The organism is Methylobacterium sp. GC_Met_3, assembly GCF_026540775.1.
GTDB lineage: Bacteria > Pseudomonadota > Alphaproteobacteria > Rhizobiales > Beijerinckiaceae > Methylobacterium.
Genome location: NZ_JALNUL010000001.1, coordinates 338,051 through 352,986, shown reverse-complemented (window position 1 = coordinate 352,986; position 14,936 = coordinate 338,051). Strand labels below are relative to the sequence as shown.

The 14,936-nt window shown below is 69.7% G+C and carries 16 protein-coding genes; 11 read left to right on the top strand and 5 right to left on the bottom strand.

Features of this window, described 5'->3' with window-relative positions:
• The first annotated feature begins 137 nt into the window (after window positions 1-137).
• Both OXS27_RS01815 and OXS27_RS01810 read left to right on the top strand, forming a co-directional pair.
• Window positions 138-410 carry a BrnT family toxin gene (locus OXS27_RS01815; RefSeq protein ID WP_267353853.1) on the top strand — a complete coding sequence of 91 codons (273 nt, stop codon included), beginning with the start codon at window positions 138-140 and terminating at the stop codon, window positions 408-410.
• The gene (locus OXS27_RS01810) at window positions 370-699 is read left to right on the top strand and encodes a BrnA antitoxin family protein (protein ID WP_267353851.1); all 330 of its coding nucleotides are present in this window, start codon (window positions 370-372) and stop codon (window positions 697-699) included. Before OXS27_RS01815 ends, OXS27_RS01810 begins: the two co-directional genes overlap by 41 nt.
• 4 nt (window positions 700-703) lie before the next feature.
• On the opposite strand, the gene OXS27_RS01805 is transcribed toward OXS27_RS01810, so the two are convergent.
• Both OXS27_RS01805 and OXS27_RS01800 read right to left on the bottom strand, forming a co-directional pair.
• Window positions 704-1,663, bottom strand: coding sequence for a molybdopterin-dependent oxidoreductase (locus tag OXS27_RS01805; protein WP_267353849.1), 960 nt, complete (start codon window positions 1,661-1,663; stop codon window positions 704-706).
• The gene (locus OXS27_RS01800; RefSeq protein ID WP_267353847.1) at window positions 1,660-2,520 is read right to left on the bottom strand and encodes a cytochrome b/b6 domain-containing protein; all 861 of its coding nucleotides are present in this window, start codon (window positions 2,518-2,520) and stop codon (window positions 1,660-1,662) included. The genes OXS27_RS01805 and OXS27_RS01800 overlap by 4 nt, the downstream gene beginning before the upstream one ends.
• 415 nt (window positions 2,521-2,935) lie before the next feature.
• On the opposite strand from OXS27_RS01800, the gene OXS27_RS01795 reads away from it, so the two are divergent.
• The 3 genes from OXS27_RS01795 (at window position 2,936) to coaA (ending at window position 5,509) form a co-directional block, all read left to right on the top strand.
• Window positions 2,936-3,883 carry an aspartate carbamoyltransferase catalytic subunit gene (locus tag OXS27_RS01795; RefSeq protein ID WP_243927640.1) on the top strand — a complete coding sequence of 316 codons (948 nt, stop codon included), beginning with the start codon at window positions 2,936-2,938 and terminating at the stop codon, window positions 3,881-3,883.
• Window positions 3,884-4,199: 316 nt separating this feature from the next.
• On the top strand, window positions 4,200-4,523 hold the full coding sequence (locus OXS27_RS01790; RefSeq protein ID WP_243927638.1) for a phosphoribosyl-ATP diphosphatase: 324 nt from the start codon (window positions 4,200-4,202) through the stop codon (window positions 4,521-4,523).
• Entirely contained in the window at window positions 4,520-5,509 is a 990-nt protein-coding gene (gene coaA / locus OXS27_RS01785; RefSeq protein WP_243927636.1) for a type I pantothenate kinase, read from the top strand. Before OXS27_RS01790 ends, coaA begins: the two co-directional genes overlap by 4 nt.
• A gap of 319 nt (window positions 5,510-5,828) precedes the next feature.
• Here the strand turns inward: coaA and thpR are convergent, their stop codons facing one another.
• A complete protein-coding gene (gene thpR / locus OXS27_RS01780) occupies window positions 5,829-6,368 on the bottom strand; it encodes an RNA 2',3'-cyclic phosphodiesterase (protein ID WP_267353844.1) in 540 nt (179 codons plus the stop codon).
• Window positions 6,368-6,967, bottom strand: coding sequence for an arylesterase (locus OXS27_RS01775; protein ID WP_346733035.1), 600 nt, complete (start codon window positions 6,965-6,967; stop codon window positions 6,368-6,370). The genes thpR and OXS27_RS01775 overlap by 1 nt, the downstream gene beginning before the upstream one ends.
• 189 nt (window positions 6,968-7,156) lie before the next feature.
• On the opposite strand from OXS27_RS01775, the gene OXS27_RS01770 reads away from it, so the two are divergent.
• From OXS27_RS01770 to OXS27_RS01750, 5 genes are all read left to right on the top strand, one after another.
• Window positions 7,157-7,858: an ABC transporter ATP-binding protein gene (locus OXS27_RS01770; RefSeq protein WP_243927632.1), complete on the top strand. Its 702-nt coding sequence runs from the start codon at window positions 7,157-7,159 to the stop codon at window positions 7,856-7,858.
• Complete coding sequence (locus OXS27_RS01765) at window positions 7,858-10,434, top strand: FtsX-like permease family protein (RefSeq protein WP_267353842.1); 2,577 nt, start codon at window positions 7,858-7,860, stop codon at window positions 10,432-10,434. The genes OXS27_RS01770 and OXS27_RS01765 overlap by 1 nt, the downstream gene beginning before the upstream one ends.
• A gap of 164 nt (window positions 10,435-10,598) precedes the next feature.
• Window positions 10,599-11,339: a carbonic anhydrase gene (locus tag OXS27_RS01760; RefSeq protein WP_267353840.1), complete on the top strand. Its 741-nt coding sequence runs from the start codon at window positions 10,599-10,601 to the stop codon at window positions 11,337-11,339.
• A 341-nt stretch (window positions 11,340-11,680) separates the two neighbouring features.
• Complete coding sequence (locus OXS27_RS01755) at window positions 11,681-12,451, top strand: Bax inhibitor-1/YccA family protein (RefSeq protein WP_267353838.1); 771 nt, start codon at window positions 11,681-11,683, stop codon at window positions 12,449-12,451.
• A gap of 143 nt (window positions 12,452-12,594) precedes the next feature.
• Window positions 12,595-13,302: a dihydrodipicolinate synthase family protein gene (locus tag OXS27_RS01750; protein WP_346733081.1), complete on the top strand. Its 708-nt coding sequence runs from the start codon at window positions 12,595-12,597 to the stop codon at window positions 13,300-13,302.
• 119 nt (window positions 13,303-13,421) lie between these two features.
• Here OXS27_RS01750 and OXS27_RS01745 read toward each other — a convergent pair whose 3' ends face one another.
• Window positions 13,422-13,796 carry a DUF2794 domain-containing protein gene (locus tag OXS27_RS01745; protein WP_243927625.1) on the bottom strand — a complete coding sequence of 125 codons (375 nt, stop codon included), beginning with the start codon at window positions 13,794-13,796 and terminating at the stop codon, window positions 13,422-13,424.
• 348 nt (window positions 13,797-14,144) lie between these two features.
• Here OXS27_RS01745 and bluB point away from each other — a divergent pair, with 348 nt between their 5' ends.
• Window positions 14,145-14,783: a 5,6-dimethylbenzimidazole synthase gene (gene bluB / locus OXS27_RS01740; RefSeq protein WP_267354274.1), complete on the top strand. Its 639-nt coding sequence runs from the start codon at window positions 14,145-14,147 to the stop codon at window positions 14,781-14,783.
• The last annotated feature ends 153 nt before the right edge of the window (window positions 14,784-14,936 follow it).

Genomic DNA, 14,936 nt, shown 5'->3' with positions numbered 1-14,936 from the left:
GCCCGCCGTCGGGCCGGGGCCGCGCGCCGGGGACAAGTGGGTCACGGGCGGCGGGATGTCAAATGGCGGGGGTGACGCAAGCTTCACCCGAGGGAGCCGGCGTAGGCCGCGCACGAGGCCTATGAGAGTCGTGTGCGATGGCGATCACGTACGATCCCGCGAAGCGCGATCGGACGCTGGCGGAACGGGGACTCGATTTCGAGGACGCAGCCATTGTGTTCGAAGGCCCGGTGTTCACGTTCGAAGATACCCGCCAGGATTACGGCGAATGCCGTATCGTCACCGTCGGCTTCCTGGCCGGTCGAATGGCGATCATAATCTGGACTCCGCGCGGGTGGGACCGTCACGTTTTCTCGATGAGGAAGGCCAATGTCAGAGAGCAGAAGCGCTACGCACCGCTCATCCGCTGAGGCCGCGATCAAGAGCGACCTGGCCAAGGTAGACGCACACACGATCACGCCGGAGGAGTACGACGAGATCCCGGAGTTGACGGACGCGATGCTCGCGCGCGCCGATTTTTATGTCGGCGACCGCCTCGTACGGCGTGGGTCGACCGGCAGGTCCGACGAGATGGTCGCAATCCATCTCCTGCCGGAAATCGTCACATATTTCCGCGCCCAAGGGCCGGGTTGGCAAGCCCGCATCAACACCGTGCTGACGGAGGCGATTGAGCGCGAGCGTACGTTGAAATCTCGCTGAGCGCTCAGATTCCCGCGTACCACTCGTAGCCGCGGTCCTCCCAGTAGCCGCCGCTGCCCTGGCCGATGCCGGCGAGGGACTCCACCATCTCCACCCGCATCACGTACTTGGCCTGCTTGTAGCCGAGCTGGCGCTCGACCCGCAGGCGCAGAGGGGCGCCGTTCGAGACCGGCAGCGGCTTGCCGTTGAGGTCGTAGGCCAGGATCGTCTGCGGATTGAAGGCGTCGTAGAGGTCGATGCTCTCGTAGTAGCGGATCGGCGTGCCGACCGGCTCCGGCTCCGGGGCCGCATCGCCCTGACCCCAATCGTCTTTTGGCGCATCGGTCGCGGTGGCAGGGCCGCCCCAATCGTCGGCGGCGGCGAGCTGGACATAAGCCTCGCGCACCGCCCCGGGATGGGTCGGGCGCCATAGGGACGCTCCCTGACCGCGCCCCTTGCCCCCGCCCTTGGGGCCCGCTTCGACCTCCAGGGTGTCGGCGCAATGGAACACCGCGTAGCGCGCCTGCGGCTTCAGCCCGGCCTTCTTCAGCACATCGGCGAGCGGCACGCCGCTCCATTGCCCGATGCAGCTCCAGCCCTCCACGCAATCGTGACGGGTGATCTGGGTGCGCGCAGGCAGGGCGCGCAGGTCCGCGAGGCTGAGCGAGAGCGGCGTCTGAACGAGCCCGTCCACCGTCAGCTTGAAGTCCGAAAACTTCTTCGCCACGAGGCTGCGAAACGCCCGGTCCGGCGGGTCGATGGTACCGTTCGGCTTGAACCAGGGCGAGATCATCGAGGCCGGGAATTCCCGGGCCAGGGTCGTGGGCGACATCAACAGGCGCTGGACGTACTGGTTGGCATCCTCGCCGACCTGAAGGGTGCGCTGCCCCCTCTCGGTCCCGGCGAACTTGTCGCAGCCGCCGAGCAACGCGGTGCCCATCAGGCCCGCGCCGGCGGTGAGGAGCTTGCGGCGGTGGAGGATCATCGGGCGCTCTCCCGGTCGCGGCCGAGGCTGAACCAGCCGGTGATCATGCCGCGCATGTTGTTGACGAGCCCGGAGACGATCACCAGCAGAACGTGGACCACCACGAACAGCACGATCAGCCCGGCCGCGATGAAGTGGATGCTGCGGGCCGATTGCCGGCCGCCGAACAGCTCGGTGAGCCAGGGCCAGGCGGCATCCATCCCGGGCGACATCGCGAGCCCGGCGAGCACCATGGCGGGCAGCAGGCCCAGCACCAGAACGAGATAGGTCAGCTTCTGGATCGCATTGTAGCGCTTGGCCTCCGTGCCCTCGGGGAAGCGCAGGAGGAGGTGCTCCTTCACGGAGCCGCCGAGATGGCGGATCTGGTCGCCGTCCGGGATCAGGCGGCGGCGGAGCTGGCCGGAGACCAGCCCGTACAGGAGGTAGACCGCGCCGTTGATCACCAGCAGCCATGCGAACAGGAAGTGCCAGCGCCGCCCGGTGGCGAGGTCTTGGTTGGCCGGCAGGGTCGCCCAGGCCGGGAAGGCGCGCTCGACCTCGGTGCCGCCTTCCTCCGACAGGCCAAGCACGCCGGTGGTGTCGAGGGTGTGGGAGCCAATCGTCACGACGCCGCGGTTGGTGCCGTCGCGTCCCTGATCGCTGGTGATGGCGAGCGCCGGCGTGTCGAAGGTCGAGGTCGCGCCCCAGTAGAGGGCCGGGTGGGCGTTGAAGATCTGCAGGCCGCTCATCAGCAGCACGAGCAGCACCGCGGCGTTGATCCAGTGCGCCAGCCGGATCACCAGCGGATGGCGGTAGAACCAGCGGCGGCCCTGCCGGTCGATGGTCTCGGGGGCTTCGAGGGCGGGGGAGGCGGCCAAGCGTCTGGATCCCGGGTCAGCGTCGTGGGGGGGCGGGAGCGTATGGGTCCCGATCGTTCGGGCGGATACGTGGCGCAGGGGCGTTCGGTTACCATCGGCCGGAAAGAAAAGCCGCAGGCGCCTTTTGCTTTTCCCTTGCGGGCTAGTGGATGCATACACGGCTCTCCGCGGCTGAACCGTCTCAGAAAAATGAGCTTTTTCCCCTCGCCCTTGCGGGGAGGGGGCAGGGGTGGGGGTGGTGCAGAAGGCACCGCTACGCTCGATCCTGAGCCACCCCCACCTCCGGCTCCTCCCCTGGCGATCCCGGACAAGCCCGGGGTCGCCAGGGGAGGAGAGTGGGTCGCGACCGAACCGCGATGTCGGTGCACGACAGCCTTGCCCACAGGCCGCGCCGCACCTACACCCGGGCCTCATCATGACGACGCCCGCGCCCCCGGCCTTCCCGCACCGGCACCTCCTCGGCATCGAGGGGCTGACCCGGCCCGATATCGAAGCGCTGCTCGACGCGGCCGACGCCGCCGTCGAGATCTCGCGGCAGGTGGAGAAGAAGCGCACGACCCTGCGGGGCCGCACGCAGATCAACCTGTTCTTCGAGCCCTCGACCCGGACGCAATCCTCCTTCGAGCTCGCGGGCAAGCGGCTCGGCGCCGACGTGATGAACATGTCGGTGGCCTCGTCCTCGGTGAAGAAGGGCGAGACCCTGATCGACACCGCGGCGACGCTGAACGCCATGCGGCCCGACATCATCGTGGTCCGCCACGAATCGGCCGGCGCCGTGCATCTGCTCGCCCGCAAGGTCGATTGCGCGGTGGTCAATGCCGGCGACGGCGCCCACGAGCACCCGACCCAGGCGCTGCTCGACGCGCTGACCATCCGCCGCAACAAGGGCCGGATCGAGGGCCTGCGGGTGGCGATCTGCGGCGACGTCCTGCACTCGCGGGTGGCGCGCTCCAACATCATCCTGCTGCAGGCGATGGGCGCGCGGGTCCGGCTGATCGCGCCCTCGACGCTGCTGCCCGCGGGAATCGAACGCTTCGGCGTCGAGACCTTCACGGATATGCGAAAAGGCCTCGACGGCTGCGACATCGTGATGATGCTGCGCCTCCAGCGCGAGCGCATGAACGGCTCGTTCGTACCCTCCGTGAAGGAGTATTTTCGGTATTTCGGCCTCGATGGCGAGAAGCTGGCGCTGGCCAAGCCCGACGCCCTGGTGATGCATCCGGGCCCGATGAACCGGGGCGTCGAGATCTCGTCCGAGATCGCCGACGGGGCGCAGTCGCTGATCCGCGAGCAGGTCGAGATGGGCGTCGCCGTGCGCATGGCGGTGCTGGAGGCGTTGGCCCGGCACCTGCCGAACGAGTAGGCGGCGCGGTGGGGCCGATGAGACGCCCCCCTTTCCCGGACGCCTGGAACGCAGTGGAAGGCGATCCGGGACCCAGCATGGGGCCCGCCGCGCAAGCGGCACAGGTTGGTTCAGTTGGACGCTTCGCGCCGCCTTCTGCTGGATCCCGGGTCGCATTCCGCTCCCCCTGCATGCGCCCGGGAAAAGGGCGGCGCACCGGACAATCCCCGCCCGGCTTCACCCACGCGGCTTGCCCGCGAGGCGGCCGTGACGCAGTTTCCTGCCGAAATCCGGTCCTGATCCCTATAAGGGGCCGTCGTAACATGCAGATCGCTTCATGACCGCCTACACGCTCGCCGACCTCGCCGCCCTGGTGGCGAGCCGTGCCGGGACCGACCCGGCCACCTCCTATACGGCCAAGCTCCTGTCCGAAGGCCCCGCCAAAGCGGCGAAGAAACTCGGCGAGGAGGCCGTGGAGGCGGCGATCGCGGCCGTGCAGGGCGACAAGACCGGCCTGCGGAACGAGGCTGCCGACGTGCTCTACCACCTCGTGGTGCTGCTGCGCGCCGGCGGGGTCGAACTCGACGCCGTGATGGCGGAACTGGAACGCCGCACCGCCCAGAGCGGCATCGCCGAGAAGGCCGCGAGGCCGCCCACGTGAACGCGGCCGCGCTGCCGGGCTCGGTCGAGGCGATCCTCGAAGCGTCGGCCGGGCTCTCGCCCTATCGCCGCTTCAGCCGCGAGGAATGGGCGCAATTGCGCGCCGACACGCCGCTCACCCTCAAACAAGAGGATATCGAGCGGCTGCAATCGATCAACGACCCGATCTCGGTCGAGGAGGTGGTGGCGATCTACCTGCCGCTGTCGCGGCTGCTCGCCCTCTACGTCGCGGCGACGCAGGGCCTGTTCAAGGCGACCCAGCGCTTCCTGCTGGCCGAGCGCGAGACCAAGGCGCCCTACATCATCGGGCTGGCCGGCTCGGTGGCGGTGGGCAAATCGACCACGGCCCGCATCCTGACCGCCCTGCTGGCGCGCTGGCCCAACACCCCGAAGGTCGACCTCGTCACCACCGACGGGTTCCTGCTGCCCAACGCCGAGCTCGCCGCCAACGGGCTGATGGAGCGCAAGGGCTTCCCTGAGAGCTACGACACGGCCGCGCTGCTACGCTTCCTCCACGACGTGAAGGCCGGCCACAAGCGCGTGACCGCACCGCTCTACTCGCACCTCGTCTACGACCGGGTGCCCGGGGAGGAGCGGGTGGTGGAGAGCCCCGACATCCTGATCGTCGAGGGCCTGAACGTGCTCCAGCCCGCCCGCCTGCCGCGGGACGGCACCGCGATCCCGTTCGTGTCCGACTTCTTCGACTTCTCGATCTATCTCGACGGCCACGAGGACGACCTGCACCGCTGGTACGTCACGCGCTTCATGAAGCTGAGGCAGACGGCCTTCCGCGATCCGCGCTCCTACTTCCGGAAATACGCCGAGATCCCCGAGACCGAGGCGCTCGACATCGCCGACCGGCTCTGGACCACGATCAACCTGCCGAACCTGCGCGAGAATATCTTACCCACGCGCCAGCGGGCGAGCCTGATCCTCACCAAGGGGGCGAGCCACCGGATCGAGAGCGTGGCGTTGCGGCGGTTGTAGAGACACTGGTGGCGCCACACGTCTCCCTGTCCCCTCTGCGGGCAAGCGGATTCCCATATCGCTGGCCGAGACGCGCGCTCCTCCCCCCTGTGGGGAGGAGTTGGAGGTGGGGGTGGTGCAGGAGGCACCGTCACGCTCGATCCTGAACCACCCCCACCCCCGACCCCTCCCCGCAAGCTCGAGCGATCCCGGGCAGGCCCGGGATCGCCAGGGGAGGGGAAGCGTGCTTATTTCTCAAGATCTTGGCGTCCGGCAGAGATGTGTGAATCCTGTAGCCTCTGCGGGGAGGAAAAACCGCGCGGTTGATCCGAACCACGAACTACACGAACGAAAACTCACCCTCCGCCACATACGGCCCACCCCCGGTCGATTCCTTCGCCGAGAACAGCGTCACCCGGTCGACATCGAACGTCAGCGGCGCGAAGGCCGGCGCCTGCGACAGGTACATCGCGGCGACCTCTGGGGTCGCGTCGCGGCGCAGGCGGGCCAGCGTGATGTGCGGGGTGAATTTCCGTCGCTCCGGCGCGAGTCCGGCCCGGCGGACCAGCCGCTCCTGCTCGGCCTGCAGATCCGTCAGGCCCGCCTCCGGCACCACCGACGCGTAGAGCGCCCGCGGCTTGTCGCCGCCGAAGATCCCGAGACCATCGAGCGTCACCGTCAGGGCAGGGCGCGCCCGCATCTCGGACAAAGCTTCGACCACGTCATTGGCCTCGGGTGCCTCGACATCGCCGATGAAGCGCAGAGTCACGTGGAAGTCGCCGGGCTCGATCCAGCGCGCGCCGGGCAGGCCGCCTTGAAACACCGTCAGCGCGTCGGTGACCGCCTGCGGCACGGCGAGCCCGGTGAACAGCCGCGGCACTACCGCGACGCCCCCTGCCGGAGGCCGCCCAGAAACGTCTCGACCGTCGGCAGCATGCGGGACGCGATGGTCTCGACGCCCTGCCGGTTCGGGTGCAGCCCATCATCGAGGTGCTGTGCCCGGTCGCCGATGATCCCGTCGAGGAAGAACGGATAGAGCATCAGGTCGTAGCGCTTGGCGAGTGTCGGGTAGATCGCGTCGAACCGCGCCTTGTAGTCCGGCCCAAGATTGGGCGACGCCTGCATGCCGGCGAGCAGGACCGGGATGCCGCGCGCCTTCAGCCGCGCGATGATCGCCGACAGCGCGCCCTCGGTCACAGTCGGGTCGGTGCCGCGCAGCATGTCGTTGGCGCCGAGTTCGAGGATCACCCCGTCGGTCCCATCCGGTACCGACCAGTCGACCCGGTCGAGCCCGCCGGTGGCGGTGTCGCCGGAGACGCCGGCATTGGCCACCGTCGCGTCCACGCCCTTGGCCTTGAGCAGGCGCTCCAGCACGGTCGGGAAGGCGGCGTCGGCCGGGAGCTTGTAGCCCGCGGTGAGGCTGTCGCCCAGCGCAACGAGCTTGATCGGGCCGCCCGGGGCGGCCTGCAGAGCTGTCATGAAAGGGACCATCAGGAGCGTTAGCGCTGCGGCAAACAGGGCCGTGCGCCGGAACACAGCGCCGCCATCATGGCGCGGCCCCAATGCGCGACCCATATCGCGGTGCAACCACGGCCCGTGCAGCCAAGATCGAAACCAAGACAGGACCTCGCGCGCCATGCTCGTCATCGCCCACAGATCGTCCGCACGATGAGCCAAGACAAGATGGGACATGCCCCCGCGATCGCGCTGTCCGACATCGATCTCAGCCTCGGCCGCGGCGCCGCCCGGGTCCATGTCCTGCGCGGGATCTCGCTCAGCGTCGGCCGCGGCGAGGCAGTGGGCCTCGTCGGCCCGTCCGGCTCGGGCAAGTCGACCCTGCTGATGGTCATGGCCGGGCTGGAGCGGCCGGATTCCGGCGGCGTCGTCATCGAGGACACCGATCTCGTCCGCCTCGACGAGGACGCGCTCGCCCGGTTCCGGGGGCGGCGGATCGGCATCGTGTTCCAGGCCTTCCACCTCGTGCCGACCATGACGGCGCTTGAGAACGTGGCGCTGCCGCTGGAACTCGCCGACCGGCCCGGCGCCCTGGTGCGGGCCCGCGCCGAATTGGAGGCGGTGGGCCTCGGGCACCGGCTGCACCATTACCCGGCGCAGCTCTCAGGGGGCGAGCAGCAGCGCGTCGCCATCGCGAGGGCGGTCGCCCCCGATCCCGCGATCCTGGTGGCCGACGAGCCCACCGGCAATCTCGACGAGGCCACCGGCCGGCAGATCGTCGATCTCCTGTTCCGGCTGAAGCGCGACCGCGGCGCGACCCTGGTGCTGGTCACCCACGATAACGGCCTCGCCCGCCTGTGCGACCGCACCGTGCGGCTGCGCTCGGGGCAGATCGAGGAGGCGGTGACCGCCTGATGCACGGCACGATCACCCACCCCGATCCCGCCCCCCGGCGCATCCCGCTCACCCTACGCTTGGCTTTGCGCGAATTGCGCGCCGGGCTCTCGGGTTTCGCGGTGTTCCTCGCCTGCATCGCGCTCGGCGTCATGGCCATCGCGGGGGTGGCGTCGATCTCGCGCTCGCTCTCGGATGGGCTCGGCCGGGAGGGTCGCCGGATCCTCGGGGGCGATCTCGCCTACAACCTCATTAACCGCGAGGCGACCGACGCGGAGAAGCAGGCCCTGGCGCGGGAGGGCAAGCTCGATACCGTCGCCTCCCTGCGGGCCATGGCGGTGGCCGGCAGCGGCGATGCGGCCCTGGTCGAGCTGAAGGCGGTCGATCCGGCCACCTACCCGGCGGCGGGCGAACTCGCCACCGATCCGCAGGCGCCCGTCGCCGACCTCCTGGCGGAGCGCGACGGCGTGCCGGGGGCGCTGGCCGACCCGGCGCTGCTCACCCGGCTCGACGTCAAGGTCGGCGACCGGATCGCGCTGGCCGGCCATCCGCTGGCGATCCGCGGCACCCTCGTGTCCGAGCCCGACAAGATCGCGGGCGGTATCGGCTTCGGGCCGCGGCTGATGATCTCCGAGCCGACGTTGCGCGCGACCGGCCTGGTCCAGCCCGGCAGTCTGAACCGCTGGAGCTACCGCCTCATCCTGCCGCCCGGCGCCTCGGATGCCGACCTCGGCGCCGTGCAGGAAAAAATCCGCGCCGCCACCCCGGAGGCCGGCTGGGAGATCCGCTCGCGCAGCAACGCCGATCCGCGCTTCGCCAAGAGCATCGAACGCTTCACGCAGTTCCTGACCCTGGTGGGGCTGACCGCGCTGATCGTCGGTGGCGTCGGCGTCGGCAACGCCGTTCACGCCTTCGTCGAGCGCAAGCGGCCCTCGATCGCGACCCTCAAGAGCGTCGGCGCGCCGGGCTCGCAGGTGGTCGCGCTTTACCTGACGCAGGTGATGCTGATCGCCGGCCTCGGCACCCTCATCGGCCTCGTCGTCGGCGCGAGCCTGCCCTTCGTGCTCGACGCGCTGTTCTCCGCCGACCTGCCGCTGCCGCTCAACCCGACGCTCGCCCCGGGGGAGCTGGCGCTCGCCGCCGCCTACGGGCTGATCACCGCCTTCGCGTTCGCGATCACGCCGCTCGGCCGCGCCCACGACGTGCCGGTCTCCGGCCTGTTCCGCGATACGGTCGATCCCGCCCGGGTCAGCCCGCGCTGGCGCTACCGAATCCTGCTGGCCGCGAGCCTCGCGGCGCTGGTCGGGCTGTCGGTGGCGACCGCCTTCGACCGGCGGGTGGCGCTGATCTTCATCGCGGCCGCCGCCATCGCGTTCGGCCTGCTGCATTTGGTGGCGCTCGGCCTGATGGCACTCGCCCGGCGCCTGCCGCATCCGCGCTGGCCGGCGCCCCGGATGGCGCTGGCCAACCTCCACCGGCCCGGGGCGCTGACGCCCGCCATCGTGTTGTCGCTGGGACTGGGCGTGACGCTCCTCGTGACGCTCAGCCTGATCGACGCGAATGTCCGCCGCACGATCAGCGCGACCCTGCCGGCCCGGGCGCCGAATCTCTTTTTCCTCGATATCCCCTCGCGGGACGCGGGCGCGTTCCGGGAGTTTTTGGCGCGCGCGGCGCCCAACGGGAAGATCGAGGACGTGCCGATGATGCGCGGCCGGATCGTCGCCCTGAACGGCGTGCCGGCGAGCAAGATCCGCGCGCCGGAGGATGCCGCCTGGGTGCTCGACGGCGACCGCGGCATCACCTACGGCGATACGGTGCCGGAGGGCTCGAACCTGACCGAGGGCGCGTGGTGGAGCCCGGAGCAGGGCGCCAAGCCGCTGGTCTCCTTCGAGGCCGACCTCGCCCGCCAGCTCGGCCTGAAGCTCGGCGACACCGTGACGGTGAACGTGCTCGGCCGCGACCTCACCGCGACGATCTTCAACCTGCGCCGGGTGGAGTGGCGCAACCTCGGCATCAACTTCGTGATGGTGTTCTCGCCCGGCACCTTCCGCGGCGCGCCGCATTCCGACCTCGCCACCCTGACCCTGCCGGGCGGCACCGATGCGGGGACCGAGAACCACATCCTGCGGGATGTCGCCAAGACCTTCCCGTCGGTGAGCGCCGTGCGGGTGAAGGATGCGCTCGACGCGATCGGCGACCTCGTCGGCCGGCTGGTCCTAGCGATCCGCGGGGCGAGCGCGGTCGCGGTGCTGGCCAGCCTGTTCGTGCTGGCGGGTGCCATCGCGGCCGGGCACCGGGCGCGGCTCTACGACGCCGTGGTGCTCAAGGTGCTGGGGGCGAGCCGGTCGCGGCTGCTCTCGGCCTACGCCATCGAGTACGCGGCGCTCGGCCTCGCCACGGCCCTGTTCGGCCTGATGGCCGGGAGCCTCGCCGGCTGGGTGATCGTGGCCAAGGTGATGCACCTCGACTTCCGCCTCGACCTGTCGGGGGCGCTGGTGGCGGCGGTCGCCGCGGTGGCGCTGGCAATCCTGCTCGGGCTGCTGGGCACGTGGCGGATCCTGGGGCAGAAGCCCGCGCCGTATTTGAGGCAGATCTGAGCGCGTCGGGCCGCCCGCAGGGCCCGCGGGGCGTCGCCCGACCGACGCAGCGAAACGCCGCACCGGACGCCCGGATTAGAGGGTGGGTGGGGGACGTTCGATACGCCACTGGAGAATCCTGCGGGCGGCATGGCGCTGCGGGAGCCAGGGGGGGATCTGCCTTCATGCACGCCAATTGCGATTGCTGCACCGAGACCGGCCTGACGCGTTTCGGGCGCCGCCGCCTCTTACTCGGGGCCGCTTGTATCCTGGCGGCCACAGCGCTGCCGAGCGGTGCCGTGCAGGCGGCCGGGCCGGTGGCGAAGACCACGCTGCCCCCCGCCGAGGCTCTCAAGCTCATGAAGGAGGGTAACGCCAACTTCCGGAACGAGGCGCCGTCGCTGGCGGCGAACGGCCGCGAGCGCCGCCTCGAATTGGCGCGCGGACAGGCCCCGTTCTGCGTGCTCGTGGGCTGCTCCGACAGCCGGGTCTCTCCGGAGATCCTGTTCGGGCGCGGCCTCGGCGAGTTGTTCATCGTCCGCAACGCCGGCAACACGGTCGACACGGCGGCTTTGGGCAGCATCGAGTATGCCGTCGGCGTCCTCGGCGTCCCGCTGGTGATCGTGCTCGGGCACCAATCCTGCGGCGCCGTCGCGGCGGCCGTGGAGGTGGTGCAGAACAACGCGACCTTCCCGGGCGTGATCGGCGAGATGGTGCAACCGATCGTGCCGGCGGTTCTGGAGGCCAAGACCCTGGGCGGCGACCTGCTCGAAGCCTCCGTGCGCAGCAACGCGCGCCGGGTCGCCAAGCGCCTCACCACCCAGAGCCTGGTGATCAAGGACGCGCTGAACGCCGGCACCGTGAAGGTCGTGGGTGCACGATACGGCCTCTCCGACGGCCACGTGGAGTGGATGGAGGATATCTGAGACCCCGCGACGGCCAGCGGCGCCCGGAGTTGCGTGGCCGTATCTGCCGGTGCCGTTAAGCAGCCGTCAAGATTTCGCCCGGGCCCGTTGAAGTGCAAGGGCCGGGCGATTGCGGGTCGAACGCGGCCCGCACTAGCAGGGACTGCGTTTTAATCCCTGATCCGATGGACAAAAATACATCCTCCGGACACCGAAAACCGCCCCTGCAACCGTGGCCGGGCACTTGTGTCGGAGGCGCGGGCGCAACATATTCCGGTTCGAGGTGCCAGCCTGGCGCCAGAGGTCCTGCGTGGGCCTCGCCCGAAACACCACGCTGAGAGAGCCTCCGCAAGGAAACTCCCATGGCATTCGAGAACAGTCCCTTCCGGTACGGCGCCCAGCAGCCGTCGGGCTACGCTGGCACCCAGGTCGAGGTCGACCAGGGCCTGCGTGCCTTCATGCTCGGCGTCTACAACAACATGGTCGTCGGCCTCGGGATCTCCGGTCTCGTCGCCCTCGGCCTGAACATGGCCTCGGTCGCGGCCTATCAGGGTACGCGCCCGGTCCTGACCCCGTTCGGTCAGACCCTCTATCTCAGCCCGCTCAAGTGGGTGCTGATGCTCGCCCCGCTGGCGTTCATCTTCGTCTTCTCGATGCGGATGGACCGCATGTCGGCCTCGTCGGCGCGGACGATGTTCTTCGCCTTCGCGGCGGTGATGGGTGCGTCGATGTCCTCGCTCCTCCTGGTGTTCACCGGGGGTAGCGTGGTCCAGGTGTTCTTCATCACGGCGGCGGCCTTCGGCTCGCTGAGCCTGTGGGGCTACACCACGAAGCGCAGCCTGTCGGGCATGGGCTCGTTCCTGATGATGGGCCTGATCGGCATCATCCTCGCCTCGCTGGTGAACATCTTCTTCGCCTCGTCGGCCCTACAGTTCGCCATCTCGGTGCTGGGCGTGCTGATCTTCGCGGGGCTGACCGCCTACGACACCCAGAAGCTCAAGGAGATGTATCTCTACGGCGGCTTCGACGGTGAGATGGCGGCCAAGATGTCGGTCAACGGCGCCCTGACCCTCTATCTCGACTTCATCAACATGTTCCAGTTCCTGCTCAGCCTGATGGGCGACCGCCGCTAAGGCGATACGGACTGATGGGTTGAGGAGACCCCGGCGGGCAACCGCCGGGGTTTCTTTTTGCCTGACCGGCCGGCGCGCTACGCTGCCCACATGCACAGGATGACTGGCCTCTCCGCCTTCCCGATCGCGTCGATGCCGCCGCCCTGCGCCGACTGCTGGAGCCTCTGACGGCGGCGGGGGTCGATTGGATCGGCCTGCTCGGCAGCACCGGCACCTCCGCCTACCTGTCCCGCGACGAGCGGCGGCGGGCGGACGAGATCGCCGCCGAGACGGTCTCCGGGCGAGCGCCCCTCCGGGTCAGCATTGGCGCGCTGCGCACCGACAAGGCGATCCGCCTGGCCCGGGATGCGCAGGCGGCGGGAGCGGCCGAGCGGCTCCTTGCCGCCGTCTCCTACACGCCGCTCACCGAAGCCGAGCTGGTCGGGCATCTCGAGGCGGTGGCCGGAGAGGGCGGCCTGCCGCTCGTGATCTTCGACGATCCCAACGCCACGGATGTGCAGTTCTCGCCAGAGCTGACCGGCCGGATCGCGCGCCTGCCCGGCGTGGTAGCCGCCAGGTGTCGGGCGCCGGAACAAGCCGCCGCCGGAGCCAGGGTCTCCGTCCTGCGCATGGCAGCGCCGGCCGGTTTTCCCATCGGCTTCAGCGGTGACTGGAACGCCACGGAGGCCCTGATCGCCAGGGGCGCCGCGTGGTTCAGCGTCGCCGCAAGCCTGTTCCCACAGATAAGCCGCGTCATCGTCCGGGCGGTCGAGGCGGGCGACGCGGACCGTGCCCGGGCGCTGAATGCGACGCTCGAACCGCTCTGGAGGCTGTTCAAGGCCCATTCGAGCCTGCGGGTCGTCGAGCGCTAGTCGACATCCTGGGCCTCTAGCAGGCCGAGCTGCCGCGCCCGATCCAGCCGCTGACGCCGGAGGTCCAGGCCGGGATCGCCGGGACTGTGACAGGATGTCCCTCGCGTGAGTTCGCCCGGTCAGACCGCCTTCGGCGCCGGCTCCAGCACGGCGATGACCCGTGCCAACTCGGTGCCGCGCTTGAGGATCTGGCCGCTGGCGGCGATCACCGCGTAGGCGCCCTGGCGGCGGGCGAGCTTCGGATCCTTCTCGATCCGGTAGAGCGGCATCTCGGAGGCGCGGCGGTAGATCGAGAACACCGCCTTGTCGCGGCGGAAGTCGAGGGCGTAGTCGCGCCACTCGCCCGCGGCGACCTGCCGTCCGTAGAGGTTGAAGATCACGCGCAATTCGTCCCGGTTGAAGGCCACCTGGGGCGGCTCCGCGCGGGCGGGAAAGGGAATCACATGCCCCGCCGCCTCGTCGGGCCCCGGCCCGGGGCCCATCCTCTCGGTCATCCTAACTCCCGCACGCCGTTGCTTTGCCGGATGATGGCCTCCGCCGCAGCCGCCCGCAAGGGTGGGGTCGGGCCCGGTCGTGGCGCGCGCGACACACCCAAGCGACAAAAAACACCGTTCCGCCCGATTCGCGCCTTTTGCGAGCCGCGTTGCAGTGGCACAACAGATGGTGAACCTCGCCGGTTTCTGACCGGCCGGCGCCGCGACCCAGCTCCCCAGCCATCGGTCGCCGGTCGGGATCCCAGAACCCGGCACTCCGAGGTTTCGAGACCCAAGACTTCAGGCCGCCCCATCCGGGCGGCCTTTTTTCTGTTCCGGTCCGGGCCGGGATGCTTGTATGCCACCGTTATGGGGCCGCCCGCCTTCGACGACACCTTCCTGCAGGATCTCGACGCGCTGTTCGCGTGGCGCCGGGACGTGCGCCGGTTCCGGACCGATCCGGTCGGCGCGGAGCAGCTCGACGCCTGCCTGGCCGCGGCCCACCGGGCGCCCTCGGTCGGCAACAGCCGGCCCTGGCGGTTCGTGCGGGTCTCGGACCCCGACCGGCGCGCCGCCGTGACCGCGAGCTTCGGCCGGTGCAACGCGGCGGCGGCGGAACGCTACGACGCGGACCGGGCGGCGCGCTACCGGGCGCTGAAGCTCGCCGGCCTGCGCGAGGCGCCGGTCCATCTCGCGGTCTTCTGCGACGGAGCGACCGAGACCGGCCTCGGGCTCGGCCGGGCCAGCATGCCCGAGACCCTGGCGTATTCGGTGGTCGGCGCCATCCAGTGCTTCTGGCTCGCCGCCCGGGCGCGGGGGCTCGGCGTCGGCTGGGTCTCGATCCTCGAACCCGAGGCGGTGACCGCGATCCTGTCGGTGCCGGAGACGTGGCGGCTCGTCGCCTATCTGTGCGTCGGCCATCCGGTGGAGGAGCATTGCGATCCGGAGCTGGAGCGCCACGGCTGGCAGGCCGAGGACGCGCGCGGCCGCCGCTTCATCGAGCGCTGAGCGATCGCGGAGCAGGGTCCGAAGTCGTGCGTAAGATCTCGGCGCACAAATTTACGTTGCTGCTTTACCGTAATCAGTGGTTTTAGGCGCCATCCACGTATCAACCATAGCTCTCACTGGAACGGCAAGCTCGGCCGTGGATTACTCGGCCGC

Coding starts and splice junctions, on each gene's coding strand:
- OXS27_RS01815 (WP_267353853.1), top strand. CDS start 138: ATGGCGATCACGTACGATCCCGCGAAGCGCGATCGGACGCTGGCGGAA.
- OXS27_RS01810 (WP_267353851.1), top strand. CDS start 370: ATGTCAGAGAGCAGAAGCGCTACGCACCGCTCATCCGCTGAGGCCGCG.
- OXS27_RS01805 (WP_267353849.1), bottom strand. CDS start 1,663: ATGATCCTCCACCGCCGCAAGCTCCTCACCGCCGGCGCGGGCCTGATG.
- OXS27_RS01795 (WP_243927640.1), top strand. CDS start 2,936: ATGACGACGCCCGCGCCCCCGGCCTTCCCGCACCGGCACCTCCTCGGC.
- OXS27_RS01790 (WP_243927638.1), top strand. CDS start 4,200: ATGACCGCCTACACGCTCGCCGACCTCGCCGCCCTGGTGGCGAGCCGT.
- OXS27_RS01775 (WP_346733035.1), bottom strand. CDS start 6,967: ATGACAGCTCTGCAGGCCGCCCCGGGCGGCCCGATCAAGCTCGTTGCG.
- OXS27_RS01770 (WP_243927632.1), top strand. CDS start 7,157: ATGAGCCAAGACAAGATGGGACATGCCCCCGCGATCGCGCTGTCCGAC.
- OXS27_RS01765 (WP_267353842.1), top strand. CDS start 7,858: ATGCACGGCACGATCACCCACCCCGATCCCGCCCCCCGGCGCATCCCG.
- OXS27_RS01760 (WP_267353840.1), top strand. CDS start 10,599: ATGCACGCCAATTGCGATTGCTGCACCGAGACCGGCCTGACGCGTTTC.
- OXS27_RS01755 (WP_267353838.1), top strand. CDS start 11,681: ATGGCATTCGAGAACAGTCCCTTCCGGTACGGCGCCCAGCAGCCGTCG.
- OXS27_RS01745 (WP_243927625.1), bottom strand. CDS start 13,796: ATGACCGAGAGGATGGGCCCCGGGCCGGGGCCCGACGAGGCGGCGGGG.
- bluB (WP_267354274.1), top strand. CDS start 14,145: ATGGGGCCGCCCGCCTTCGACGACACCTTCCTGCAGGATCTCGACGCG.